The organism is Planosporangium mesophilum, from assembly GCF_016863255.1.
GTDB classification, from domain to species: domain Bacteria; phylum Actinomycetota; class Actinomycetes; order Mycobacteriales; family Micromonosporaceae; genus Planosporangium; species Planosporangium mesophilum.
This window is the reverse complement of sequence record NZ_BOON01000047.1, coordinates 14,769-37,088: the sequence shown is the minus strand read 5'-3', so window position 1 is coordinate 37,088 and position 22,320 is coordinate 14,769. Positions and strand designations below refer to the sequence as shown.

Annotated in this window: 23 protein-coding genes; 14 read left to right on the top strand and 9 right to left on the bottom strand. The window is 71.5% G+C overall.

The features are described from left to right. Positions 1-149 precede the first annotated feature (149 nt). Both ftsH and folE read left to right on the top strand, forming a co-directional pair. Positions 150-2,174 carry an ATP-dependent zinc metalloprotease FtsH gene (gene ftsH / locus Pme01_RS23805; RefSeq protein ID WP_168115248.1) on the top strand — a complete coding sequence of 675 codons (2,025 nt, stop codon included), beginning with the start codon at positions 150-152 and terminating at the stop codon, positions 2,172-2,174. Positions 2,175-2,251: 77 nt separating this feature from the next. Then, complete coding sequence (gene folE, locus Pme01_RS23800; protein ID WP_203935830.1) at positions 2,252-2,878, top strand: GTP cyclohydrolase I FolE; 627 nt, start codon at positions 2,252-2,254, stop codon at positions 2,876-2,878. Here folE and Pme01_RS23795 read toward each other — a convergent pair. Then, entirely contained in the window at positions 2,799-3,740 is a 942-nt protein-coding gene (locus tag Pme01_RS23795) for a methyl-accepting chemotaxis protein (protein WP_168115249.1), read from the bottom strand. The genes folE and Pme01_RS23795 overlap by 80 nt on opposite strands. Before the next feature lie 295 nt (positions 3,741-4,035). On the opposite strand from Pme01_RS23795, the gene Pme01_RS23790 reads away from it, so the two are divergent. From Pme01_RS23790 to Pme01_RS23775, 4 genes are read left to right on the top strand one after another with little or no spacing between them, the layout of a single operon-like run. Next, complete coding sequence (locus Pme01_RS23790) at positions 4,036-5,721, top strand: enoyl-CoA hydratase-related protein (protein ID WP_168115250.1); 1,686 nt, start codon at positions 4,036-4,038, stop codon at positions 5,719-5,721. A gap of 4 nt (positions 5,722-5,725) precedes the next feature. Then, a complete protein-coding gene (locus Pme01_RS23785; protein WP_168115251.1) occupies positions 5,726-6,016 on the top strand; it encodes a hypothetical protein in 291 nt (96 codons plus the stop codon). Continuing rightward, complete coding sequence (locus Pme01_RS23780) at positions 6,006-6,836, top strand: hypothetical protein (protein WP_168115252.1); 831 nt, start codon at positions 6,006-6,008, stop codon at positions 6,834-6,836. Before Pme01_RS23785 ends, Pme01_RS23780 begins: the two co-directional genes overlap by 11 nt. A gap of 46 nt (positions 6,837-6,882) precedes the next feature. After that, positions 6,883-7,473 (top strand): hypothetical protein, encoded by a 591-nt coding sequence (locus Pme01_RS23775; RefSeq protein ID WP_168115253.1) that lies wholly within the window; start codon positions 6,883-6,885, stop codon positions 7,471-7,473. Here Pme01_RS23775 and Pme01_RS23770 read toward each other — a convergent pair whose 3' ends face one another. The 7 genes from Pme01_RS23770 to Pme01_RS23740 are packed head-to-tail and all read right to left on the bottom strand — an operon-like array spanning position 7,474 to position 15,511. Then, positions 7,474-8,082 (bottom strand): hypothetical protein, encoded by a 609-nt coding sequence (locus tag Pme01_RS23770; protein WP_373315520.1) that lies wholly within the window; start codon positions 8,080-8,082, stop codon positions 7,474-7,476. It lies immediately after the preceding gene. Beyond that, entirely contained in the window at positions 8,079-9,236 is a 1,158-nt protein-coding gene (locus Pme01_RS23765; RefSeq protein WP_168115254.1) for a M23 family metallopeptidase, read from the bottom strand. Before Pme01_RS23765 ends, Pme01_RS23770 begins: the two co-directional genes overlap by 4 nt. Continuing rightward, the gene (locus tag Pme01_RS23760) at positions 9,233-9,763 is read right to left on the bottom strand and encodes a hypothetical protein (protein ID WP_168115255.1); all 531 of its coding nucleotides are present in this window, start codon (positions 9,761-9,763) and stop codon (positions 9,233-9,235) included. The genes Pme01_RS23765 and Pme01_RS23760 overlap by 4 nt, the downstream gene beginning before the upstream one ends. A gap of 6 nt (positions 9,764-9,769) precedes the next feature. Next, positions 9,770-11,695, bottom strand: a complete 1,926-nt coding sequence (locus Pme01_RS23755; protein WP_168115256.1) for an MFS transporter — start codon at positions 11,693-11,695, stop codon at positions 9,770-9,772. A gap of 3 nt (positions 11,696-11,698) precedes the next feature. Next, a complete protein-coding gene (locus Pme01_RS23750) occupies positions 11,699-14,806 on the bottom strand; it encodes an ATP-binding protein (protein WP_168115257.1) in 3,108 nt (1,035 codons plus the stop codon). Then, a complete protein-coding gene (locus Pme01_RS23745; protein ID WP_168115258.1) occupies positions 14,803-15,168 on the bottom strand; it encodes a hypothetical protein in 366 nt (121 codons plus the stop codon). The genes Pme01_RS23750 and Pme01_RS23745 overlap by 4 nt, the downstream gene beginning before the upstream one ends. Positions 15,169-15,211: 43 nt before the next feature. Further along, a complete protein-coding gene (locus Pme01_RS23740; protein WP_168115259.1) occupies positions 15,212-15,511 on the bottom strand; it encodes a hypothetical protein in 300 nt (99 codons plus the stop codon). Positions 15,512-15,854: 343 nt separating this feature from the next. Between Pme01_RS23740 and folP the strand changes: the two genes are divergently transcribed. From folP to Pme01_RS23710, 6 genes are all read left to right on the top strand, one after another. Then, complete coding sequence (gene folP, locus Pme01_RS23735) at positions 15,855-16,688, top strand: dihydropteroate synthase (protein ID WP_168115260.1); 834 nt, start codon at positions 15,855-15,857, stop codon at positions 16,686-16,688. Positions 16,689-16,740: 52 nt separating this feature from the next. Continuing rightward, positions 16,741-17,139, top strand: a complete 399-nt coding sequence (gene folB, locus Pme01_RS23730; protein ID WP_168115306.1) for a dihydroneopterin aldolase — start codon at positions 16,741-16,743, stop codon at positions 17,137-17,139. Then, a complete protein-coding gene (gene folK, locus Pme01_RS23725; RefSeq protein ID WP_168115261.1) occupies positions 17,136-17,672 on the top strand; it encodes a 2-amino-4-hydroxy-6-hydroxymethyldihydropteridine diphosphokinase in 537 nt (178 codons plus the stop codon). The genes folB and folK overlap by 4 nt, the downstream gene beginning before the upstream one ends. Continuing rightward, the gene (locus tag Pme01_RS23720) at positions 17,669-18,217 is read left to right on the top strand and encodes a DUF3180 domain-containing protein (RefSeq protein WP_373315518.1); all 549 of its coding nucleotides are present in this window, start codon (positions 17,669-17,671) and stop codon (positions 18,215-18,217) included. The genes folK and Pme01_RS23720 overlap by 4 nt, the downstream gene beginning before the upstream one ends. Positions 18,218-18,340: 123 nt before the next feature. After that, positions 18,341-19,603: an ABC transporter permease gene (locus tag Pme01_RS23715; RefSeq protein WP_168115263.1), complete on the top strand. Its 1,263-nt coding sequence runs from the start codon at positions 18,341-18,343 to the stop codon at positions 19,601-19,603. A gap of 24 nt (positions 19,604-19,627) precedes the next feature. Beyond that, complete coding sequence (locus tag Pme01_RS23710; RefSeq protein WP_168115264.1) at positions 19,628-19,906, top strand: hypothetical protein; 279 nt, start codon at positions 19,628-19,630, stop codon at positions 19,904-19,906. Positions 19,907-19,957: 51 nt separating this feature from the next. Here Pme01_RS23710 and Pme01_RS23705 read toward each other — a convergent pair whose 3' ends face one another. Next, complete coding sequence (locus tag Pme01_RS23705) at positions 19,958-20,950, bottom strand: ABC transporter ATP-binding protein (protein ID WP_168115265.1); 993 nt, start codon at positions 20,948-20,950, stop codon at positions 19,958-19,960. A gap of 2 nt (positions 20,951-20,952) precedes the next feature. Between Pme01_RS23705 and Pme01_RS23700 the strand changes: the two genes are divergently transcribed. Further along, positions 20,953-21,630 carry an ABC transporter permease gene (locus tag Pme01_RS23700; RefSeq protein ID WP_168115266.1) on the top strand — a complete coding sequence of 226 codons (678 nt, stop codon included), beginning with the start codon at positions 20,953-20,955 and terminating at the stop codon, positions 21,628-21,630. Next, complete coding sequence (locus tag Pme01_RS23695; protein ID WP_168115267.1) at positions 21,627-22,301, top strand: ABC transporter permease; 675 nt, start codon at positions 21,627-21,629, stop codon at positions 22,299-22,301. Before Pme01_RS23700 ends, Pme01_RS23695 begins: the two co-directional genes overlap by 4 nt. The last annotated feature ends 19 nt before the right edge of the window (positions 22,302-22,320 follow it).

Sequence of the window (22,320 nt, the reverse complement as noted above, 5' to 3'; positions counted from 1 at the left end):
GTCCGCGTTGGTGGCGCGCACGGTGTACCGTCGAATAACCGACGTGCCGCCGCCTTGGCGCACGCGGCCTCGCGTCGATACGGACCCGGCGTGAGCACTGTCTTCTGGGATCAGGAGGTGCCGGGCGCCGCATCGCGCCCGACAACGATATGGAACGGACCCGTTTCTTCCGCCGGCCAGTGGTCTGGTTCATCATTGTGATCCTCGGTGCCATTGCGGCGAGCACGCTCTTCACCGGTGGAGCCACCTACAAGAAGGTCGACACCTCACAGGCTCTTGCGCAGCTTCAGGCTGGCAATGTGAAGAAGGCCCTGCTCGAGGACAAGGAGCAGACGCTCACCCTCGACCTCAAGCAGAACGTCGACGGCACGAACAAGATCCAGGCGCAGGTTCCCGCCCTCGCCATTCGGGATATATACACCGAACTGAACACGCTGAAGTCGCAGGGCAAGATCAACGCCTGGGACGCCAAGGTCACCAAGGACAGCGTGGTCGTCGGGCTGCTGGTCAACCTGCTGCCGATCGGCGTGCTGGTCGTGCTCCTGCTGCTGTTCATGTCGCAGATGCAGGGCGGCGGCTCGAGGGTGCTCAACTTCGGCAAGTCCAAGGCCAAGTTGATCTCCAAGGACACGCCCAAGACGACGTTCGCCGACGTGGCGGGCGCCGACGAGGCGGTCGAGGAGCTGCACGAGATCAAGGACTTCCTCCAGGCGCCGGCGAAGTACCAGGCGCTCGGCGCGAAGATCCCCAAGGGCGTACTGCTGTACGGGCCGCCCGGAACGGGTAAGACGCTGCTGGCCCGCGCCGTCGCAGGCGAGGCCGGGGTGCCGTTCTACTCGATCTCCGGTTCGGACTTCGTCGAGATGTTCGTCGGTGTCGGCGCCTCCCGTGTCCGCGACCTGTTCGAGCAGGCCAAGACGAACGCCCCCGCCATCGTCTTCGTCGACGAGATCGACGCCGTGGGTCGCCACCGCGGTGCCGGCCTCGGCGGCGGTCACGACGAGCGCGAGCAGACCCTCAACCAGCTGCTGGTCGAGATGGACGGCTTCGACACCAAGGGCGGCGTGATCCTGATCGCCGCCACCAACCGGCCCGACATCCTCGACCCGGCGCTGCTGCGCCCGGGCCGGTTCGACCGGCAGATCGCCGTCGACCGCCCGGACATGGAGGGCCGCAAGGCCATCCTGCGGGTGCACGCCAAGGGCAAGCCGTTCACGCCCGACGTCGACCTCGACTCGGTCGCCCGGCGTACCCCCGGCTTCACCGGCGCCGACCTGGCCAACGTGATCAACGAGTCGGCCCTGCTGACCGCCCGCGTCGACAAGCGCGCCATCACCAACGACTTCCTGGAGGAGGCGATCGACCGCGTGATCGCCGGTCCGGAGCGCCGTACCCGGGTGATGAGCGAGCACGAGAAGCGGGTCACCGCGTACCACGAGGGCGGCCACGCCCTGGTGGCCTGGGCACTGCCGCACGCCGCGCCGGTGCACAAGGTTACGATCCTGTCCCGCGGCCGCTCGCTGGGGCACACGCTGGTGCTGCCCACCGAGGACAAGTACACCCAGACCCGCTCCGAGCTGATCGACACCCTGGCGTACGCGCTGGGTGGCCGGGCCGCCGAGGAGCTGGTCTTCCACGAGCCCACCACCGGCGCCGGCAACGACATCGAGAAGGCGACCAGCGTCGCCCACGCGATGGTCACCGAGTACGGCATGAGCTCCCGGCTGGGAGCCGTGAAGTACGGCCAGACCGACGGTGAGCCGTTCCTCGGCCGGACCATGGGGCACGAGCGCAACTACTCGGAGAAGGTCGCCGCCGACATCGACGCCGAGGTGCGGGGGCTGATCGAGATCGCGCACGACGAGGCGTGGGAGATCCTGGTCGAGTACCGGGACATCCTCGACAACATCGTCGAGGAGCTGATGGAGAAGGAGACCATCTCCCAGACCGACATGGCCCGGATCTGCGCCCGCGTCGTCAAGCGGCCGCCGATGGCGCCATACAGCGGCAACGGCAAGCGCCGCCGCGGCGACCTGCCGACCGTGCCGACCACCGAGCTGGATGCGCTGCGCAAGCCGTCGCCGACGGCCTCGGCCGGCGGTGACGAGGCCCGCGCGGGTGCCGGCAGTGGCGTGGCGTCGGGCGAGCGTTCGACCGGGGATGGCGCGAACTGACCACCGTATCGGGTCCGCTCTCGTCGGGAAGCTCCACGGAACCAGAGTCCGACGACGCGGTTGAGTACGAGGAATCGCTGGACTACCTGGCCGCCCGTCTTGTGAACGGGCGGCTGGGTGGTATCAGAGTCGAGAAGGCCGTCGACCTGCCGCGCATCGAGGCGGCGGTCCGGGAGATCCTCATCGCCGTGGGCGAGGACCCGGACCGTGACGGCCTGCGCCGCACGCCGGCCCGGGTCGCCAGGGCTTACGCCGAGCTCTTCGCCGGCCTGCGGGTCGACCCGGCGCAGGTCCTCACCACCACGTTCGAGGCCAACCACGAAGAGCTGGTGCTCGTCCGCGACATCGAGGTCATGAGCCTCTGCGAGCACCACCTGCTGCCGTTCCACGGGGTGGCCCACATCGGCTACATCCCGGGGGAGGACGGCCGGATCACCGGACTGTCGAAGCTGGCCCGGCTGGTCGAGGTGTTCGCGCGCCGACCGCAGGTGCAGGAGCGGCTCACGACGCAGGTCGCCGAGCTGCTGATGAAGCAGCTCGAGCCACGCGGTGTGATCGCGGTCCTGGAGTGCGAGCACCTGTGCATGGCGATGCGCGGCATCAGGAAGGGCGGCTCGCGTACCGTCACCTCCGCCGTCCGCGGACTGCTCCGTGACGACGCCAAGACCCGCGCCGAGGCGATGAGCCTGATCCTGCAGCGCTGACCCGGCCACCCGGCGGTGCTGACCCCTCCGGCCGTGACCCCTCCGGCCGTGACCCCTCCGGCCGGGAGGCCGGAGGGGTCAACGCCACAGCCTCAGAACCGGAACCTGCCCACCAGGGACTGGAGCTGACCCGATACCTGGACGAGTTCGTCGGAGGCTTGCTGCGCCTCGGTGACCGACTCCGCCCAGTTGCGCCACCGTGGCGGTGGTCGTTTCCATGGCGGGCCATCGCGCGACCCGCGACCGCCGCCTCGTTGGCGTTACGCGCGATCTCCCGGATGGATGAGCCCATCTGCTCCGAGGCCGCCGCGACGCCCTGCACGTTGCGGGAGACGCCGCCCGCCGTGTCCGCGACCACATCGGCCCTGGCCGAAGACTCCTCCGCCCCGCTGGCGATCCGGTCGGACAGCCCACTGATCCGCTCGCTCGCCGACGTCACTCCGTCGGCGCTGTGGGCGAACCCGGTCATGACCTCGCCGACGGTGGTCAGAGCGGTGTTGAGGGAACGCCCCAGCTGACCGACCTCGTCGTGGGAGGTGATGTTCAGCCGCCGGGTCAGGTCGCCGCCCGCCACGGCCGACAAGACGGTGACCGCCTCCGCCAGCGGCCGGGTGATGCCGCGGGTGATCCACCAGGCCACGACGACCGCGATCACGATCGCCAGGGCGCACATCAGCACCATGATGAGAAGGAATCCGCCCGCGAGGCCGCGAGCCTTGGCGCTCTCGGCCTGGTTCATCGACTCCTCGAGATCGATGAAGACGTTGATCGCGGCGAGCCACTTGATGAACAGCGGCTTCGCCTGCTGTACCAGTACCCCGAGCGCCTGGTCGGTGTCGCCCGCCATCCGGAGGCTGATCACCCGCTCGACCAGCGGAAGGGTCTCCTGCTCGATGCGTTTGATCTCCGCCAGCGCGGTCTTCTCGTTGGTGCTGATCTTGCCGGGGGTGCGAACGGTTTCCGGTGGCCCGCGCCATAACCGGCCCGCCGCCGGGATCGATCAGAGTCGCAGCTTGTGGAAAGCTAACCCGCCAGTGACGTGGACACGTGATGACGGCGTTGGGGCGCGGGTCGCCGCGAACGGCGAGCCGGCGCCGCTGCGTGTCCGCCCCGCTGTCATTGGCTGACGCGGTCCGTGGACCGGAGAGGGATTGCGGATGAAGATCTTGCTGCTCGTCTCGAGCTTCAACGGCCTCACCCAACGTGCCTGGTGCGCTCTGCGCGAGGCCGGTCACGAAGTCAGCGTCGAGCTGGCAATCGACGAGTCCACGATCATCAGCGGCGTCGAAGCCGCGAAGCCCGATCTGGTCCTCTGCCCCTTCCTGAAGGAGCGGGTACCGGCGCGGGTCTGGCAGAACTGGCGGACCGTCATCATCCACCCCGGTCCGGTCGGCGACCGGGGCCCGTCCTCGCTCGACTACGCGATCATGAATCGCCTGCCCGTCTGGGGCGTCACCGCGCTCCAGGCCGTCGAGGAGATGGACGCCGGTCCGATCTGGGCGACCCGCACCTTCCCGATGCCGGACGAGGCGCCCCGCAAGTCGGTGCTCTACAACAGCCTGGTCGCCGACGCCGCCCTCCAGTGCATCGCCGAGGTGGTGGGGAAGGCCGGCGACCCCACCTTCATGCCCACGCCGCTGGAGTTCGCGCACCGGCCGGTTCCCGGTACCGGCCTGCAGCCGACGCTGCGCCAGGACGACCGCGCGTTCAGCTGGGAGGACGACGCGGAGACCATCGTGCGCCGCGTCCGCGCCGCGGACGGATTTCCGGGGGTACGCACGGAGGTGGCCGGGCTGGTGGTCAACGCGTTCGACGCGTACCCGGGCAACGTGGCCGGCGCGCCCGGGGAGGTTCTCGCCCACTACAACGGCTCCGTGCTGGTCGGCACGGGCCGCGGCAGCGTCTGGCTGGGGTACCTGAAGGAGCCCGGCGGCGTCAAGCTGCCGGCGACCATGGTGCTGGCGGGCCGGCTGCGCGACGTACCGAACGCCCAGGCGGGGCTGCCACCGCAGATCGAGTACGCGCGCCACGGCGACGTCGGCACCCTGACGTTCCGGTTCTACAACGGGGCGATGTCCACCCGGCACTGCCGCCAGCTGGACGCCGGCCTGCGGTACGCGCTGAGCCAGGACACCCGGGTCCTCGTGGTGCGCAGCGGTGACTGCGTGTTCAGCAACGGCATCCACCTGGGCGTGATCGAGGCGGCCGACGACCCGGCCGTCGAGGGGTGGGCCAACATCCGCGCGATCAACAAGGTCTGCCGACGCATCATCACCGCGTCCAACCAGGTCGTGATCGCCGCGTACGCGGGGAACGCCGGCGCCGGCGGTGCGATGCTCGGCCTCGGCGCCGACATCGTGGTGGCCCGGTCCGGGATCGTGCTCAACCCCTACTACGAGATGGGCCTGTACGGCTCCGAGCTGCACACGTACACGCTGCCCGACCGGGTCGGTGACGAGCTGGCGATGCGGCTGACCACCGACCGGCTGCCGGTCGACACCACCCGCGCCCGGGCGATCGGGCTGATCGACGCAGTCGGGCCGCGCGAGCCGGAGGAGTTCGCCCAGTGGCTGCACGACGTCGCGGTCGCGCAGACCGGCCGGCAGCGGTGGCGGTCGATCCTGGAGGCGAAGGTCGAGCGGGCCCGCGACACCGTACGGCCATTGTCGTACTACGAGACGCGCGAACTGGCCGAGATGGCGCGCGACATGTTCGACGACCGGAAGGGCTTCGCGGCGGCGCGGCACGCCTTCATGTACAAGCAGAAGCCGACCGAGACGCCGTCGAAGCTGGCCCTGCACCGCCAACCCGATGTATACGACCAGCTGGTGGCCGTAGGGTAGTCGAATGTCGTCGATGCGGATCGACCTGGACGTGCTGGCGGAATGGTCGCGGACCCTGGACCGGTTGCCGCCGCTCGCCTCGCAGTTGCGGCTGGAGTCGCCGTCCACGTCGGCGGGGTCGGCGGCCCACGCGCTGCACCGGGTGAGCGCCGCCGGGATGGTCGCGCTGGTCGAGGTCGCGGAGTCGCTGGACCGCCTGACCGAACGGCTGCGCTCGGGGGTGGCGACCGCTGCCGCCGGGTACTCCCGGGTGGACGATCACGCGGCGTCGGTTGTGGACTGCCATGTCCGGTGAGTCCCTGCCGGTGGTGGCCGACAACCTGCGCAGGGCCGCCGCAGACTGGGCCCGGGCCGCCGAACTGATCGAGGAGCGGGCCGACGTGCTGGCGGCCGGCCTGTCCGCCGTCGAGCGGGCCTGGGACTCGCCGGCCGGTCGGGCGCACGCCGACGACGTACGGGCCCTGGTGGCCCGGGCGCGGGCGGCCGCCGGCGTCGCCCGCTACAACCACGCGCAACTGCTGGCCGCGGCGGACGCGACCGAGGCGGCGATCCGCGGCCTGGACGCCTCGTCGTCCTCACCGGCTGGGCGCGACGCGATGGTCCGGGACATCGTCGATGCGCTGAACGAGACGTACGCCAACGCCGCGGCCCGGCTGACCGAACCGAGGGTCGAGGTGGGGCACGCGGTGTCGGTACTGGCGTCCGCGTCGACCTCGGCTCCGTCGGGCGAGCCCGCGGCTCCGTCGCCTGATCCTGCCGGGGACGACGGTTGGTCGTCGGTCGAGATCGACCCGGAGCTGCCGGACCTGCTCGGCGCCGGGGCGGTGCCGGTGGGCCGCTCTCGGGGGACGAAGGGCGGCGGTGAGCTCGGCCGCTTCCCGGTCACGCCGCGCCCCGCCGTGGCGCCGGTCCTGCCGCGCTCCCGCGTGGTGCCCGATCAGCCGCGTTCCGGCACGGCGCCCGATCAGCAGCGTTCCGGCGTGGCGCCCGATCAGCCGCGTTCCGGCGTGGCGCCCGGCCGACCGGCAGCGCCCGCGTCCCCACCGCGCGAGGAGACCTACATCGACGCGCGGGGCCACCAGGTCCGGATCCGTTGGAACGCCGCGTCGCAGTGAGCCGAGCGCTCCGCCCGGCATCGACGGTCCGCGTTACGCTCAGGCGGTGAGCGACGAGCCGAAGCCGCCCGTACCGTCACAGCAGCCGGAGAACGGCGCCGATGAGACGCTGGGAACGCCCGCCGCGGGCGCTCAGGAAGCCGCATCGGCCCCGCCGGCCGCCAAGGGCCGCCCGGGACGGGTCACCGGGATCGTGCTGGCGGTGGTACTCGGCACTGCCACGCTGCTCTGCTTCGGCGGCCTGGGCGTGGGGTACTTCGTCTACTACCGGGTCAGCGAGCCCGACCGGAGCACGCCGGCCGTGGTCGTCCGGCAGTACCTTCAAGCCACGTTCGACGACCGCGACAAGTCGAAGGCGGCGCGGTTCACCTGCGGACGGCCGGAAGATATCGGTGACATCGAGCAGAAGGTGGCAGACATCGCCGGTCGCGAACAGCGGTTCGGCATCCACATCACCGTCGGCTGGGAAAATTTCACGGCACATGAGAACAAACAGACCGCGACGGTTTCGGCGCGCTTGACGATCCAGGTGCCGGAGCAGACCGGCCAGCCTTCGGAGTCGTTCCAGAATTGGAACTTCGCGATGCGGCGCCAGAACGGCGACTGGCGGGTATGTGGGGCGCAGCAGACCGGCTGACTACTCCAGCCACAGCAGGTGTACGGGCACCTCGAGGGTCTTCGGGGCGGTGCCGCTCCAGGCCCAGCGGTACCACTCCAGCTCCGTCGCGACCCGTACGCAGATGTCGCCGTCGGAACTGGTGTACGCCTCGGTCACGGCGCGAAGATCGCGCTGGTCGCGGCCGGTCTTGTCGCCGGCAACCCTGACCACGCGCCGGCCGGTGAGGCGGACGGCGTCGCGTACCGGTACCGGATCCCGGTGGGGCGGCGCGTCCAGCGACACGAGCCGTGAGACCAGATCCGGCCCGCCGCGCTGCTCCGTCGTGGACGAGACCGCGAGCGTCTCCACCCATACCCGCTCGATCGGAACCAGCGGTGCGAACGCCTCGATCTGTTCGGCCTCGGCGCGGTACCACTCCTGCTCGGGCAGTACCGGCACGTACGTCCGGCTGCCCTGCACGACCGGAGAGTCGGCCCGCATGTCGTCGCGCCAGCCGAGCCCGGGCAGACCGATGACGACCCTCTTCCCGCGTACGGCCTGATGCGCGGCGGCCGGCATCGGTACGATCGGCGCCGGTCGCCGGGCGGACAGGGCGTCGAAGTTCCACCCCGCGAGCGGATCGGTCACTGCGATCCCCTCCCACCCCGGTTCTTGGCGGTCCCGAGCGGGGAGCCCTGTTGGTGCATGAATTCCACCGGGTCGATCGCACCGTTGTTGCCGGCGTCGCCGTTGTGGTGGACCTCGAAGTGGAGGTGCGGGCCGGAGGAGTTGCCGCTCGAGCCCGAGTGCCCGATCTGCTGGCCCGCCGTCACGGTCTGCCCCGGCACCACGTCCGGCTTCGACACCATGTGACAGTACCGGGTGATCACATTGTTGGCGTGCAGGATGTCCACGTACCAGCCGCAGCCGAGGACGGCCGGGGAGCCGTCGCTGTCACAGCTCAGGTTGCTGCCGCCGGCGCTCCTCGCGTTGCACTTCGCGGTGATCACGACCCCCGCCGCGGCCGCGCGGACGACGGTGCCCTTCGGCACGGCCAGGTCCACGCCGTAGTGGTTGGGCCGGTCCAGGGTGCGGAAACCGGAGCCGACCTCTGCGCGGACCGGGATGGTCCAGCCCGACGCCGCGATCTCGCCGGGTTCCGGGCAGCGCAGGTCGGTCAGCGAGCCGACCGAGCGGGCGGCGCCGTCGGCGAGATTGTTGACGATCTGCGCGGCCAGGGCCTCGTGCTTGGCGTACGCGTCGGGGTAGGCGCTGGCCTGGACCTTCTGCGCCGCCTCGGTGAGCGGCAGGCTGTCCCACCGCGGGACCCGCAGCAGCTTCTCGTAGAACTTCGTCGCGGCGTACTGCGGGTCCCGCACCTGCTCGGGTGATCCCCAGCCCTGGCTGGGCCGCTGCTGGAACAGGCCCAGCGAGTCGTGGTCGTTGCGGGCACCCAGGAAGCCGAGGTTGTTCAGCTTGGACTCCTGCCACGCGGTCGCGATCGCAATGACCCAGCCGCGGGGAGGCACGTTCATCCGCTGTCCGACGGCGATGATGATGGCCGCGTTGCGGGTCTGCCCGGCGTCGATGCCGCCGACCCGGTCCAGGTCGCCGTTCGGATCGACGACGAGGCCCGGCTTGCCGCAGTCCGCGCTGAAGGCGTTCAGGGTCTTCGAGCCGTTCAGCCCGTCGAGGAAGAACGCCACCGTACCGCCGCCGCAGCACAGCAGGGCGAGCGCCGCGGTCAGCGCGACGAGCAGCCCGATCCGGGGGCGCCGTGGCTCGGGGGAGTCCGTCGTCATGTCCGCTCCCAGCCGACCCCGTCGACGAGCCAGCGCCCGTTCGTGGCGAGCAGGCGCAGCCGTACGGTCCCCGTGTCCAGCGGCATGCTGGCCTCCACAAACGTCGCGGAGCGGTTCATCAGCGACACCGGGCCGGTCATCCGCTGTGCGGGGACGCCCGCCGGGTCGGTGTCCTTGAGCTTGTCACGCAGGGTCTGGGTGGCGTACCTGGCGAAGCCCGCCCGCCACTGCTCGGGGGTGACACCGTCGTGGGCGAGCCAGGCGCGGACGAAGTCGGTGGCCACCGTGGCGGGCTCGGCCGCGCCGGGACTGGTGACCGGCGGCGCGGGGCTTTCCGGACTTAGTAGGCTGTCATTCCCCGCGGTCGGGTCGATGCTGCTGCTGCGCGGTGACTCGACCGCGGTCCCCAACGTCTGCCGGTACGAGCCGGCTACTCCCCGCATGACGCCCACGACGCCCAGTACGAGCAGTGCGAGCACGAGGGCTATCCCGTACCGCGTACCGAGCAGTCGCAGAACCGGTCGCATCTCATCTCACCTGGGCATCCTTGCCGACTCCGGTCGCTGGACCGAGGTCGCCGGCACGGTGACGTCCCCGGAGTCCGGCCGGTAGACGGTGTAGGTCGGGGGGCCGTCCGCCACGTCGGGCTCGGTCCAGCGCTGGCCGGTCTCGAGCCGTCGGCGCGCTGCCTGCGCGCCAGCGGTCGCCGGCTCGGGAGCGCTGCGACCGGTCTCGGGACGCTCGGCGGCCGGGCCCGACCCCGCCACGTTGGAGCCGGCGACCACCACCGACTCGGTACGGGACTCCGGCCGCTGGGTGGTCTGCGCCAGACCGGCCCGGCCGCCGGCCGGCTCGCGGGTGCCGCCCTCCTCGATGAGCCTGAGGGCGGCCGCCTGTCGCATGTCCCGGAAGAACAGCCGGTGCCAGCTACCGACCGAGGTGACCGCCTGGGAGGAGTCCTTCCCGCCGAGCTGGGTGATCCGGCGGTACGGCCGCAGCAGCAGCCAGCCCACCAGACCGGTCAGCCAGATCAGGACGACCTGCAGCCATCCGGGCAGGGAAGCGGTGCTCATCACCAGGTCGACCGCGAACAGATAGATCGCCGCACCGGTACCGAAGATGATGATGTTGAAGATCGCCGCGATGACGGCGTTGGCCAGCCGGCGCAGACCGCTGCTGGCAGGGCGGAGCAGGCCGACCGTGCCCAGGATCGGCGCGGCGATGACGGCCCACCGGAAGATCAGGAAGCCCAGCAGGACGAGGATCGAGGCGGTGAGGTCGAACAGCGCGAAGAACAGGGAGGCCAGGATCGCGATGAAGCCGGCACCGATGCGCTCCATGCCCTTCTTACCCTGGAGGTACTCGTACGCCTCCGGGTCCTCGTTCCTGATCTGCTCGGCGACCTTGTTCCAGCGGTTCTGCTTCTGCTCGATGAGGACCGGCCGCTGCTGGGGGTCCTTGCGGATGTCCTGGATCTCGCCCCAGCTGAAGGATTTCGCGTCGTAGAGCACCGGCCCGTACTTGCGGGCGGTCTCGCTGTCGGCCGAGCCGAGTTCGCCGCGCAGCCAGTTGCGGTAGAGCATGCCGTCGGTCGCGGTGTCGCTGGCGCGTACCGCCGGCGTCCGGTGGTCGACACAGCCCTGTGGATCGGGGTTCCGGCACTGGTCGGCCGGGATGTCCTGCGACGGCGGTCCGACGGCGTCGTGGATCACGGCGAGCGACCCGACGAGCGTCTTGTCCGCGAGGTTCGCCGACCACGTCGGCCATTGCGCGATCGCGGTGATGACGACCATGACCATTACGGCCCAGCCGGCCGTCGTCATCGCGTTGGACAGGTCGGACTGGCGGGCGCGCCAGAGCAGGTACAGGCCGATGATCGCGAGCGTGACGGCCCCGAACACGGTGAACACCTTGGCGTACACGGCCTTGGTGGCCCGGTCGACCAGCGGGTCGGCCCATCCCCACATCGCCTTCGGGTTCCAGGCTCGCTCGCGCAGTGCGTTCGAGGCGCCGACGATCGAGGTCGCGACCATGAACCCGCCGTTGGCGACGGTGTGCTCGAACTTGTACTCGGGGTGGATCAGCTCCTGCCCGCAGTTGATGTCGTAGGTCGTGTAGTCGTACCCGGCGTAGCCGTACCGGGTGTAGAGCCCCTTCGGACCGGGCCTGTCATAGGAGTCGGTACGGGAGGCGAACCAGCCGGCCATCCCCGAGTCGGGGGCGCCCGGCGTGGGAGCGTGCACACACTGCAGCCGCTCCGAGCCGACGTCCTGCAGCCCTTGTACGCACTTCTCGAAGTTGGCCGGGTTGCGCCACTCGTCCGTGGTGCACAGGCTGCCCGGTGCCTGCGCGACCGGCGCGGCCAGGGCCGGTGCGGCGCCCGCGAACAGGGTCGCCACGGCGCCCACGAACACGGCCAGCACCAGCGACGCCACCCGGTGCTGGAGCTTCGCCTCCACCGATCAGTCCTCCGGCTCGTCGAGCTGGACGGTCGGCAACACCGGCGCTCCACCGGCGGCCGCTGGCGTCGTGTCCAGGTACTTCAGCAGGTCCGGGACGTACGACACGTCGGCGCGTAGCTTCTGGACGCGGCCGTCGACGTCTCGCATCACGAACTCGCGGAACCCCAGCCGGGACTCCGACGACGTGTCCGCCTGGGACAGGGCGGCGAGTGTCTGCTCGTACCCGACGCCGGTCGGCACGCGCAGCAGGCGCAGCGCCTCCTCGGCGATCTCGGTGTCCTCGGCGATCCGGCCGACGAACACGGTGGAGACCAGGTTCTGTACGTCCAGCCCGAGGATGTCGCGCGGGTTCTGGGAGGCGACCAGCGCCGCGAGGTTCCACTTTCGACTGTCCCGGGCCAGGCGGACCAGGAAGGAGCGGCCGGAGCGCCATCCCTCCATGAAGTGCGCCTCGTCGAGGCCGACCAGCTTGCGCCGGCCCATCTCGCCGCCGTAGCAGCGGCGGACCGCGAGGCGGTGCGCGGTGTGCAGCATCGGCAGGGCGAGCGACTCCTCGGCCGACCAGTACTCGCGCTCGATCTTGAGGTCGGGCAGGCGCAGCCCGGCCATGGTGATGACGGTCAGCGCGGTGTCCGACGACAGCGACCCGGAGCCGGGCTGCCCGAAGAACAGCGTCGCGAGCGGCATCTCCGCGGTGTCCAGGAGCAGGTTGCCCAGCTCCCGCGACTCGTCGTCGCCGATGCTCTGGAGCAGCGCCACCACGTCGTCCAGGGTGGACGTCTCCTCGGCCGGCACCTGGCGTACCGCGTGGCGCAGCAGGGTGGCGGTCGACGCCTCCCGGGCGACCTGCGGCGGGACGAGCATCATGCAGATGTCCTGTACCAGCATCCGGCGCTCGGCCCGCGCGTTGGAGACGGCGATCTCGAACTCGCGATCGCCGGTCGGCCCGGCCGCGAAGTGGGAGCGCAGTGGCGTGGGGATCAGCGCGTACGGGGCCAGGGTGCCCTGCTCGGAGCCGGTCAGGTTGAGCACGCGGGAGTACGGGGCGAGCTCCGGCATCGCGCACAGCCGGGCCAGCGGACCGGACGGGTCGAGCAGCGTCACCTGGATACCGCGCCGGGCGGCGAGGTAGCCCAGCGCGCCCAGCAGGGTGGACTTGCCGCCGCCGGGCTCGGCGACGAACACCGCGAGGCCGGAGCGCTCGCGTACCTCCATCGGGAAGTGGAGGTCCAGGAACACCGGGCGCCGGCACGTCCCGGAGGTACGCCCGATGAGGTCGCCGCGGCGGTCGCCGACGGTCGACGCGGCCTGTGGCAGCGCGGCGGCGAACAGCTTGATCGGCATCCGCCGCAGGTACCCGGTGTTGGCGAGGGGTTCGCCGGGGATGAACTCCCGGGCCAGCCAGTCCTGGTTCTTCGGGTGCTGCAAGGAGATGCGCATCTCGCGGGAGTAGAGCTGGGTGACCCGCCGGGCCCGCTCCAGGCACTCCTCGCGGGTCCGCCCGCTGACGGCGATGCGGTGCCAGCCGTGCGCCCGGGACGAGTCCACCGGCAGGCCGGTGGTGATGTCGTCGCCGATGGTCAGGGCCCGCTTGGCCAGCCGCTCCAGCTCCGGCGGCGCGTCGATGCCGTGTTCGGCGTAGTCGACCTGCTGGGATCGGATGAGGCGGAGCCGGTGCTCGAGGTTGCGGAACGAGTCGGACGGGCCGAGGATGTCCACCCGCGACGACAGCTCCATCGGCCACGGCAGCCGCTCGTGGAAGTGCAGCCACGGCTCGTGGCGCTCGGGGATGTCCAGCGGCTCCATCCGGCCCACCGCGAGCACGGCGACGTGCCGCTCCTCGCCGGTCATCCGGTTGACCAGCTTGACCGTCGAGCCGTACGGGGTGCGGTAGCGCTCGATCTGCTCGGTGAGGGCGAGCAGATCGCCGCGTTCCCAGTTGCCGTGCTCGACCGGGGACAGTTCGCCCGGCGGCTGCATGCAGAGCGCGACCGACCGGTACAGCAGCCACTCCAGCTCCCGTACGGTCACCCGGCGTCCGCGCATGCCGAACGCGCCCAGTACCTCGTCGAACTGCTCGATGGTGCGCGCCATCCGGCGGCGCTCGCTGCCGCTGACACCCTTGTTGAACATGCGCCCGAACCGCTCGGAGAGCGTGTCGCCGAGGGTGCGCCGGGCGAACGTGATGCCCAGGTAGGTCTGGCCCTCGGCGTGGTTGACCGACAGCAGGTGCTGCTGGGCCGCGACGAGGTGGTCCGACCAGGACGGTGCGCCCGGCACGCCGGGCAGCGGGTTCGGGGTGTGTCCGTCGACCACCCGGGCCCACTGGCCCGCCGGGAACGGCCGGGTGGTGCGGCGCAGGTGGATGCGGAAGCCGGCCAGACCGGCGTACTGCTCGGAGATCGCCGCCAGCAGCGCCTCGCGCTCGGCGTCCGGGCGGAACGCCCACCGCACCTCGGGCAGCCAGTACCAGGCGGTGACCGAGTTCGGCGTGAACGTCAGGTGCCCGGCGATCTCGGTGATCGCCAGCTCGACGGCGGGGTCGCGGTCCTTGCGTCGCGGCTTCGGGGCCCTTTCGAGCGGACTGCGGCCGCGCTCGCGGGTCGAGGACGGCAGGATCAGCGACGACTCGCGGGTGCGGGCGACCGCGCGGTCTGCAGGCGGTTCCCTGCGGGACCGGGCCTCCCAGTCGGCGGCGATGCGCTCCGCCGCCGCCCGGTCTCCACCGTTGCGCTCCGCCGCCGCCCGGTCTCCACCGTTGCGCTCCGCCCCGGTACGCGGGACGGCGGTCGGGGCGACCACTGTGGAGTCGATGACGGTGGGATCGACCACCAGCGGATCGGTCGGGTCGACCACCGGCTGCGGCGGCGCGGCGTCCGAGCCGCCGACCAGTCCCAGGAACGGCGAGTCGATGTCGGCGAGCGGCTCGTCGTTGCCGGCCCGAGGGGGAACCGACCACCCGTTGCCTGCCACGTTCGACCCACCGCCCTGGAGGACGGCGATGCGGCCGCCCTCGACCGCCGCCTGCAGGCCGCCGTCGTAGTCCACCGAATGGCCCGGATCGTCCTCGGCTCCGGTCACCTCGCCGTCGTAGCGTCCCCGCGTCATGCCAGATCCTCCCGGATGCGTACCCGGCGCGCGACGAAGCGCGCATCGCACTGCTCCCGGCGCGGCTCGCGGGTGTGCCGCCAGTCGGTGAGCGCGGTGCGGATGACCATCCGCGCCGGTCGGTCGGGGTCGACGTAGCGGAACACCAGCGACGTGGTGACCATCGCGAGCGCGATCTCCCAGGCCGGGAACAGGTCTGGCCCCTGGAACGTGACCAGCCAGTGGAGGAACATGTAGAACGGTACTAACAGGACAAATAGTCCATATTGGGCATATGGGAGCTGGACCGGCAGGGTGTACCCGGGTGGCCCCAGGTACACGAGTCTTGCCCGGTAGATGTCATCGTCGGTACGGAGCCGCATCGTCGCCCTACTCGTCTCGCAGGTCGTTCAGTCCCGTCTCGGCCTACTTGAACACCATTTTGATCAGCGAGTCACCGACGATGAGGAGTGTGGCCGCGCCAGCGATGAAGCCGAGGCCGATGATGGCGATCGCCGAACTGGTCAGCACGCGCGAGACCTCACCCTTGCTGGCCCGGCCAATGAAGATCACTCCCAGGATCGCCAGCAGGATCGGTGCGATCTTGCTGGCGAAGAACGTGAGGATCCCCTCGGTGTTCAGCTCGCCGGGGGCTGCGAGGGCGGGTGCGCTCGGTGGGGACAGCGCGTGGCCCCACAGCGCCTGACCAACCTCTATGAGCATCATCGATCAACCTTCCCGGTACGCGTTCGCCGCCGCGTGTACAGCCTTGCCGATGATGGGCCGCATTGGTAGTGGCCCGTCCCCTGTGTCGGAGCCGGGCCGCGCGCGCTACCCAGGCTTTTCGCCTGGTGGGAGGCGTTCGCCGTGGTTAACACTCTGAATAGCGCCCACTCGCAGAGAGTACGTTGAAGGCCCTCTTATCAACAAGCTGACCGATGTGTCGTACCCGCCGTACGGTGACGGCGCGGCCGCACCCGCCACCGACCACGTCGTACCTGCGTGACGCCTCCGTCGGGGATGTGACGCCGCCCGGCGCGCCCGAGCGGCGCTAGGTAACGTCGTCACTGTGACCGACCTGCTCGCCGCCCGACATCCGGTTGTCATGGGTGTCCTCAACGTGACGCCCGACAGTTTCTCCGACGGCGGGCGGTACGCCGACCTGGACGCCGCCGTGGCGCACGCCGCGCAGATGGTGGCCGACGGCGCTGACCTGGTGGACGTCGGCGGCGAGTCGACCCGGCCCGGCTCTGGCCGGGTCCCCACGGAGGTCGAGCTGTCCCGGGTCCTTCCCGTCATCCGTGAACTCGCGACGGCGGGCGTACCCATGAGCATCGACACCACACGCGCCGCGGTCGCCGCCGCCGCGATCGGGGTGGGCGTCGGCATCGTCAACGACGTCTCGGGAGGCTTGGCCGATCCGGACATGGGCCGGGTCGTGGCGGACGCCGGCTGTCCGTGGATCCTGATGCACTGGCGCGGCCACTCGCGTCGCATGGGCGAGTTGGCCGTTTACCACGATGTGGTGAAAGAGGTGTGTGCCGAACTGTCCGAGCGGGCGGACGCGGCGGTCGCCGCCGGCGTCGCGCGCGAACGGCTGATCCTCGACCCCGGGCTCGGCTTCGCCAAGACGGCCGAGCACAACTGGCAGCTCTCGGCCCACCTCGACGCGATCATGTCGCTCGGCCTACCGGTTCTCTTCGGGTCCAGCCGCAAGTCCTACCTCGGCAGGCTGCTCGCGGACTCCGACGGCGCGCCGCGCCCGGCCGTCGAGCGGGACGTCGCGACGGCGGCCACGTCGCTGCTCGCCGTCGCGGCCGGGGCGTGGGGCGTACGGGTACACGACGTGCGCGGCACGGTCGATGCCATCCGGGTGTGGCAGGCGTTGGAGGCGCACCGGTGAGCGAGCGCAGCGAGGTGACGCCGTGAGCGAGCGAACGCAGGGGCAGGGCGCGATGAGCGACCTCATCTCCCTGGCGGGGCTGCGGGCCCGGGGACGGCACGGGGTGTACGACTTCGAACGCGCCCAGGGTCAGGACTTCGTGGTCGACGTGGTGCTGCGGCTGGACCTGTCGGCGGCCGCCGCGAGCGACGACGTCGCCGACACCGTCCACTACGGCGAGTTGGCCGATCGGCTGGTGAAGATCGTCGAGGGCGAGCCGGTCAACCTGATCGAGACGCTCGCCGACCGGTTGGCCACGGCGTGCCTGCTCGATCCCCGGGTGTCGTCGGCCACGGTCACCGTGCACAAGCCGCAGGCCCCGATCCCGCACGAGTTCGCCGACGTCGCGGTGACGCTGACCCGCGGCCGGGAGCAGGCACCGGGCGCGGGCACCACGCGGGAGCCGGCGTGACGCGGGCCGTCCTGTCCCTCGGCAGCAACCTCGGCGACCGGGCCGCACACCTGCGGGCCGCGCTGGCGGGGCTGGGCGATCTCGTCATGGCGGTCTCCGGGGTGTACGAGACGCCGTCGTGGGGCGGCCCCGGGCCGGACGGGCGCGAGTCGCCCCCGTACCTCAACGCGGTCGTGCTGGCCGTCGACGCCGGCGACGACCCGTACGCCTGGCTGACCAGGGCCCGGGAACTGGAGCGGGTCGCCGGACGGGATCGAGACCCCTCGTGGCGGTACGCGCCGCGTACCCTGGACGTGGACGTGATCACGGTCTGGACCGCGGACGGGGCGCCGGTCGTCTCCGACGACCCCGACCTCGTGCTCCCGCACCCACGGGTGCACGAGCGCGCCTTCGTGCTCAGGCCCTGGCTGGACATCCAGCCGTACGCAGAACTGCCCGGGCACGGCTGGGTCTACGACCTGGTCCGCGCCGAGCCCGTCGCCGCCGACCTGCCGAACGTTCGCCCATGCGCTGACCTGTCCTTGGAGTCATGACGATGAGCAAGCCTGGCGAGCCGCCCCCCGAGCCGCGCATGCGGCCGACCAGCCTGTCGACCCTCTGCGTGGCGGCCCTGGCCATGGCCGCGGTGGCCTGGCTGGTGATCAGCAACTTCTACGGGGAGATGCCGACGCTGCCCTGGCTGCCGCCGTTGGTCATGCTCGGGCTGGCCGCCGTCGAGGCGGTGCTGGCGCAGACCACCAAGGCGCGCATCGACCGTCGTGAGGGTACGGCCCCGGTCAACCCGCTGACGGTGGCCTGGTACGTGGTCCTGGCCAAGGCGTCGGCGCTCGGTGGCGCGCTGTTCACCGGCGTCTATGCGGGCCTGCTGGCGTGGCTGCTGCCCCAGCGCGGTCAGCTCACCCACATCGGCCGCGACCTTCCGCAGGCGATCGCGGGGCTGGTCGGCGCCCTCGCCCTCACCCTCGCGGGGCTGTGGCTGGAGCGCTCGTGCCGGGTCCCGCCGTCCCCGGAGGACGACCAGACGCGCTCCGACCGGCCGGGCGGCGAGCGTTCCGGAGGACGTTCCGGCAGCGCCTGACGCCCGTACGCACGAACCTCGGGTCTTTGCGCGCACCCCTCGCGCGGGTAGCGTGCGACCGTGCCGGCCACAGCGGTCGGGCGGGTAGCCGGTTCGATGCGAGGCAGCAGGAGGCACTGACCGATGGCCTACGACGATCCGCGTTATCGGGGCGCCTCGGACGATGTCGACCCGGGTGACTACCCCTATGCCCCCACCGGGCCGGGTGAGCGTACCGACGGCATCTCGCGACAGGGGTACGCCCGGGCGGACCTCGACGACCTGTTCGAGGATCCGGCGCACGGCGAGCCCGGGCGGGACCGCTTCGGCGTGCACCTGGTGTGGGAGCTGGTGCTGCTGGTCGCCGTGTCCCTGGTGGGTTACCTGCTCTACCGGGACGGTCGCTTCCTGAACACCGGCGGTGGTCTGCGCGGCCTGATGCTCTCCGCGACCGTACTCGGCCTGCTGGTCCTCGGCGCCGGGCTGAGCCTGCGGGCGGCCGTGCCGAACCTCTCGGTCGGGCCGATCGCGCTCGCCTCAGCGCTGTACTTCGCCGAGCACATCGACCGCGGCGTACCGGTGGCCGCGACGCAGGCCGTCGTGCTCGCGCTCGCGGTCGGCGCCGCCATCGCACTGGTGAGCGTCGCGCTGCACGTACCGGCGTGGGCGGCCAGCTTCGGCGCCGCCCTCGCCGTGGTGCTGTGGATCCAGCAGCACCACCAGGTCCTGACCCTGCCGAAGAGCACCTACCAGCCGCTGCCGCACGCGGCGTACTGGTTCGGCGGCTTCGCGGCGCTCGCCGTCGTCGGGGCCGTGCTCGGCTCGGTCCGGTCGGTACGCCGTACCGTCGGCCGGCTCCGCCCGGTGTCCGACCCGGCGGACCGCCGTGGCGGCGGGGCCGCCGTGGTCGGTATCGCCGCGCTGCTCGGCTCGTCCGTCCTGGCGGCGGGCGCCGGGATGTTGACGGTGCTCCAGACGGGGCGGGCCACGCCGACGGACACGTCGCTGGCGCTCACCGGGTTGGCGCTGGGCGGCGCGCTGCTCGCCGGTACCAGCGTGTACGGGCGCCGGGGCGGCCTGCTGGGAACGGTGCTGGCCACGGCGCTGCTGGCCATGGTCGTCCGGTACTTCCAGGTGGCCGAGCTGCGGGTCTCGCCGCTCGCCGTCGGGGCGGTCGCCATCGGCGTCGGCCTGGTCGCCTCCCGGTTGGTGGAGGCGTTCGGCCGGCCGCGACCGCTCTTCGCCGAGGACGACCGGTGGCGGACCGTCGCGCCGACGACCGCCACCGCGCCGCTGCCGCCGCACGACCAGGACCGGACCGACTCCCGGTCGACCGGCTGGACCAGCCCGCTGCCGGCGTCCAGCGCGGACGACCGTTGGGGCGACGACGAGTGGCGCGGGCGGTGACCGTCCCGGCTAGGCTGAAGGGTCATGACGACCGATCGCCTCGCTGAACTGGACGCGCTGCCCACCGAAGAGCTTCGTAAGCGCGCGTTCGCCCGCGCGGTCGAGCGCCGGGACGTCGGCTTCTTCTGGTCGCTGCTGCGCCATCTGCCGCATGCGGACGACACCGAGGAGCTGGACGCCTCGCTGGGCGCCGTGGGCGCTTCGGTGGACGACGCGATCGCGCTGTGGCGGGAGTTCACCGGTCACGGGTACGGCGAGGCCGAGCCGCTGCTGCGAGCGGCGTTCATCGATTACCTGCGCTGATTACCCGGCAGTCGGGACGCGAGACGCGGGCGCCCTGGCGGGGCGCCTGCGTCAGGCGTTGCTCCGGTGCAGTGCGCGGTGGATGTCATCGGGTGTCAGTACGCCCAGCGGCTCCGCGCCGTCGCGGACCACCACCCAGCCGCTGTCCGCGCCGAGCAGCGCGGCCAGCGCGTCCTGAAGCGTCCCGTCGACGGATACGGCGGCGACCCCGTCGGGCGGGTCCGACGCCGGCAGCGGCCGCAGCGCGTCCCGCGGGATCGGGGTGACGCCGAGCCGCTTGATCGCGCGGTCGGCGCCGACGAACTCGCGGACGAACTCGTTGGCCGGCCCGGCGAGCAGCACGGCGGGCCGCTCGTACTGCTGGAGCCGGCCCCGCTCGGCCAGTACCGCGATCCGGTCGCCGAGCCGGACCGCCTCGTCGAGATCGTGGGTGACCAGCAGGATCGTCTTGCGTACGGTCTCCTGGAGCCGCCGGAACTCGTCCTGCAGCCGAGTCCGCACGATCGGGTCGACCGCCGAGAACGGCTCGTCCATGAGCAGGACCACCGGGTCGGCGGCGAGCGCCCGGGCCACCCCGACCCGCTGGCGCTGGCCGCCGGAGAGTTCGTGCGGGTACCGGGGGCCGAAGCGGGCCGGGTCGAGCCCGACGAGTTCGAGCAGTTCGTCGGTGCGCTCGGTGACCTGCGACTTCGGCCAGCCGAGCAGCTTGGGCACGGTGCCGACGTTGCCGCGTACGGTCTGGTGCGGGAACAGCCCGACGTGCTGGATGACGTACCCGATCCGCCGGCGCAGTTCGACCGGGTCGGCCTCGGCCACGTCCTCGCCGTCGACGAGCACGCGCCCCGAGGTCGGCTCGACGAGCCGGTTGACCATGCGTAGCACGGTCGACTTGCCGCAGCCGGATGGTCCGATGAGGACGGTCAGCTCGCCGGCGGCGAGGTCCAGGGTCAGGTCCTCGACCGCGACCGTGCCGTCGGCGTACCGCTTGCTCACGGCCTCGAACCGGATGGGCGCGGCGCTATCGCTCCGCCGGGTACCGTCCACTCATGTCCTTCCTTGCCCAGTCCGCTGCGGCAAACCCGTGGTTCTCATGGGCGTACCTGCGTACGAACGCCGACACTATCCGGGCTCTCGTCGTTGAGCACCTATCGTTCACCGTCGAGGCGGTCGCGGCGGCCGTGGTGATCGGCGTGCCGCTGGCGGTGCTGGCCTACTGGGTGCGGCCGCTCTCCGGCCCGATTCTGGCATCCGCCGGTGTGCTGTACACCATCCCCTCGCTGGCCCTGTTCGCCTTCATCGCCCCCTTCCTCGGCACCGGCCGGCTCACGGTGCTGATCGGCCTGGTGCTGTACGCGCTGCTGTTGATCATCCGCAGCACCCTGACCGGGCTGTCGCAGGTGCCGCCGGACGTGCGGGAGGCGGCCTCGGCGATGGGGTACGGGCGGCTGGCCCGGCTGCTCCGGGTGGAGTTGCCGCTCGCGCTGCCGGGCCTGGTGACCGGCGTACGGCTGGCGACGGTGTCGACGGTGGCCCTGGTCACGGTGGGCGTGCTCGTCGGCAAGGGCGGGCTCGGCCAGTTGATCATCGGCGGCTTCCGGAACAACTTCTACAAGGCGGAGATCGCGACCGGGGCGGTCCTCTGCGTCGCCCTGGCCGTGCTCCTGGATCTCCTCCTGGCCGGCTTCGGGCGGCTGGTCACCCCCTGGCGGCGGGAGCGGGCATGAACAGTTTCAACCAGATGATCAACTGGCTCAACGACCCGTTGAACTGGACCAACCCGGACGGGATCGTGACCCGCCTGCTCGAGCACCTGCGCCTGTCCTTCGGGGCGGTCCTGCTGGCCTGCCTCGTCGCCTGGCCGATCGGCATCGCGCTCGGCCGTCGCGGCCGGGGCGGCGGGCTGGTCGTCGTGCTGTCGAACGCGACCCAGGCCATCCCGGTCGTCGCGCTGCTGACGATCCTGCCGCTGACGGCTCTCGGCTTCGGCGCCCGGCCGGTCATCGTGGCGCTGGCGGTCTTCGCGGTACCCCCGCTGCTGGCCACCGCGTACACCGGGATGCGCGAGGTCGACCCGGACGTGCGTGACGCGGCCCGGGGCATGGGCCTGTCGCGGTGGCAGTTGCTGCGGGGGGTCGAGCTGCCGCTCGCGGTGCCGTACCTGGCGGCGGGGCTGCGCACCGCGACGGTCCAGGTGATCGCGACCGCCGCGCTGGCCGCGCTGGTCAACGGCGGCGGCCTCGGCATGATCGTGTCCGCCGGCTTCGGTATCGGCATCGCGGCCGGCGGTGGCCAGATCCTCGCCGGCGGGCTGCTCATCGCCGGGCTGGCGCTGCTGGCGGAGGCGCTGCTGGCGTGGGTGCAGCGACGGGTCACCCCGGCCGCGCGACAGACCTGACCGGCCGGGTCACGACGGG

Excerpts from the sequence above, each read along its gene's own strand:
- Pme01_RS23745 (WP_168115258.1), bottom strand. The coding sequence starts at position 15,168 with ATGCGGCTCCGTACCGACGATGACATCTACCGGGCAAGACTCGTGTAC.
- ftsH (WP_168115248.1), top strand. The coding sequence starts at position 150 with ATGGAACGGACCCGTTTCTTCCGCCGGCCAGTGGTCTGGTTCATCATT.
- Pme01_RS23700 (WP_168115266.1), top strand. The coding sequence starts at position 20,953 with ATGTCCTTCCTTGCCCAGTCCGCTGCGGCAAACCCGTGGTTCTCATGG.
- Pme01_RS23780 (WP_168115252.1), top strand. The coding sequence starts at position 6,006 with ATGTCCGGTGAGTCCCTGCCGGTGGTGGCCGACAACCTGCGCAGGGCC.
- folB (WP_168115306.1), top strand. The coding sequence starts at position 16,741 with ATGAGCGACCTCATCTCCCTGGCGGGGCTGCGGGCCCGGGGACGGCAC.
- Pme01_RS23710 (WP_168115264.1), top strand. The coding sequence starts at position 19,628 with ATGACGACCGATCGCCTCGCTGAACTGGACGCGCTGCCCACCGAAGAG.
- Pme01_RS23740 (WP_168115259.1), bottom strand. The coding sequence starts at position 15,511 with ATGATGCTCATAGAGGTTGGTCAGGCGCTGTGGGGCCACGCGCTGTCC.
- Pme01_RS23765 (WP_168115254.1), bottom strand. The coding sequence starts at position 9,236 with ATGACGACGGACTCCCCCGAGCCACGGCGCCCCCGGATCGGGCTGCTC.
- Pme01_RS23750 (WP_168115257.1), bottom strand. The coding sequence starts at position 14,806 with ATGACGCGGGGACGCTACGACGGCGAGGTGACCGGAGCCGAGGACGAT.
- Pme01_RS23790 (WP_168115250.1), top strand. The coding sequence starts at position 4,036 with ATGAAGATCTTGCTGCTCGTCTCGAGCTTCAACGGCCTCACCCAACGT.
- Pme01_RS23720 (WP_373315518.1), top strand. The coding sequence starts at position 17,669 with ATGACGATGAGCAAGCCTGGCGAGCCGCCCCCCGAGCCGCGCATGCGG.
- Pme01_RS23785 (WP_168115251.1), top strand. The coding sequence starts at position 5,726 with ATGTCGTCGATGCGGATCGACCTGGACGTGCTGGCGGAATGGTCGCGG.
- Pme01_RS23695 (WP_168115267.1), top strand. The coding sequence starts at position 21,627 with ATGAACAGTTTCAACCAGATGATCAACTGGCTCAACGACCCGTTGAAC.
- Pme01_RS23715 (WP_168115263.1), top strand. The coding sequence starts at position 18,341 with ATGGCCTACGACGATCCGCGTTATCGGGGCGCCTCGGACGATGTCGAC.
- Pme01_RS23760 (WP_168115255.1), bottom strand. The coding sequence starts at position 9,763 with ATGCGACCGGTTCTGCGACTGCTCGGTACGCGGTACGGGATAGCCCTC.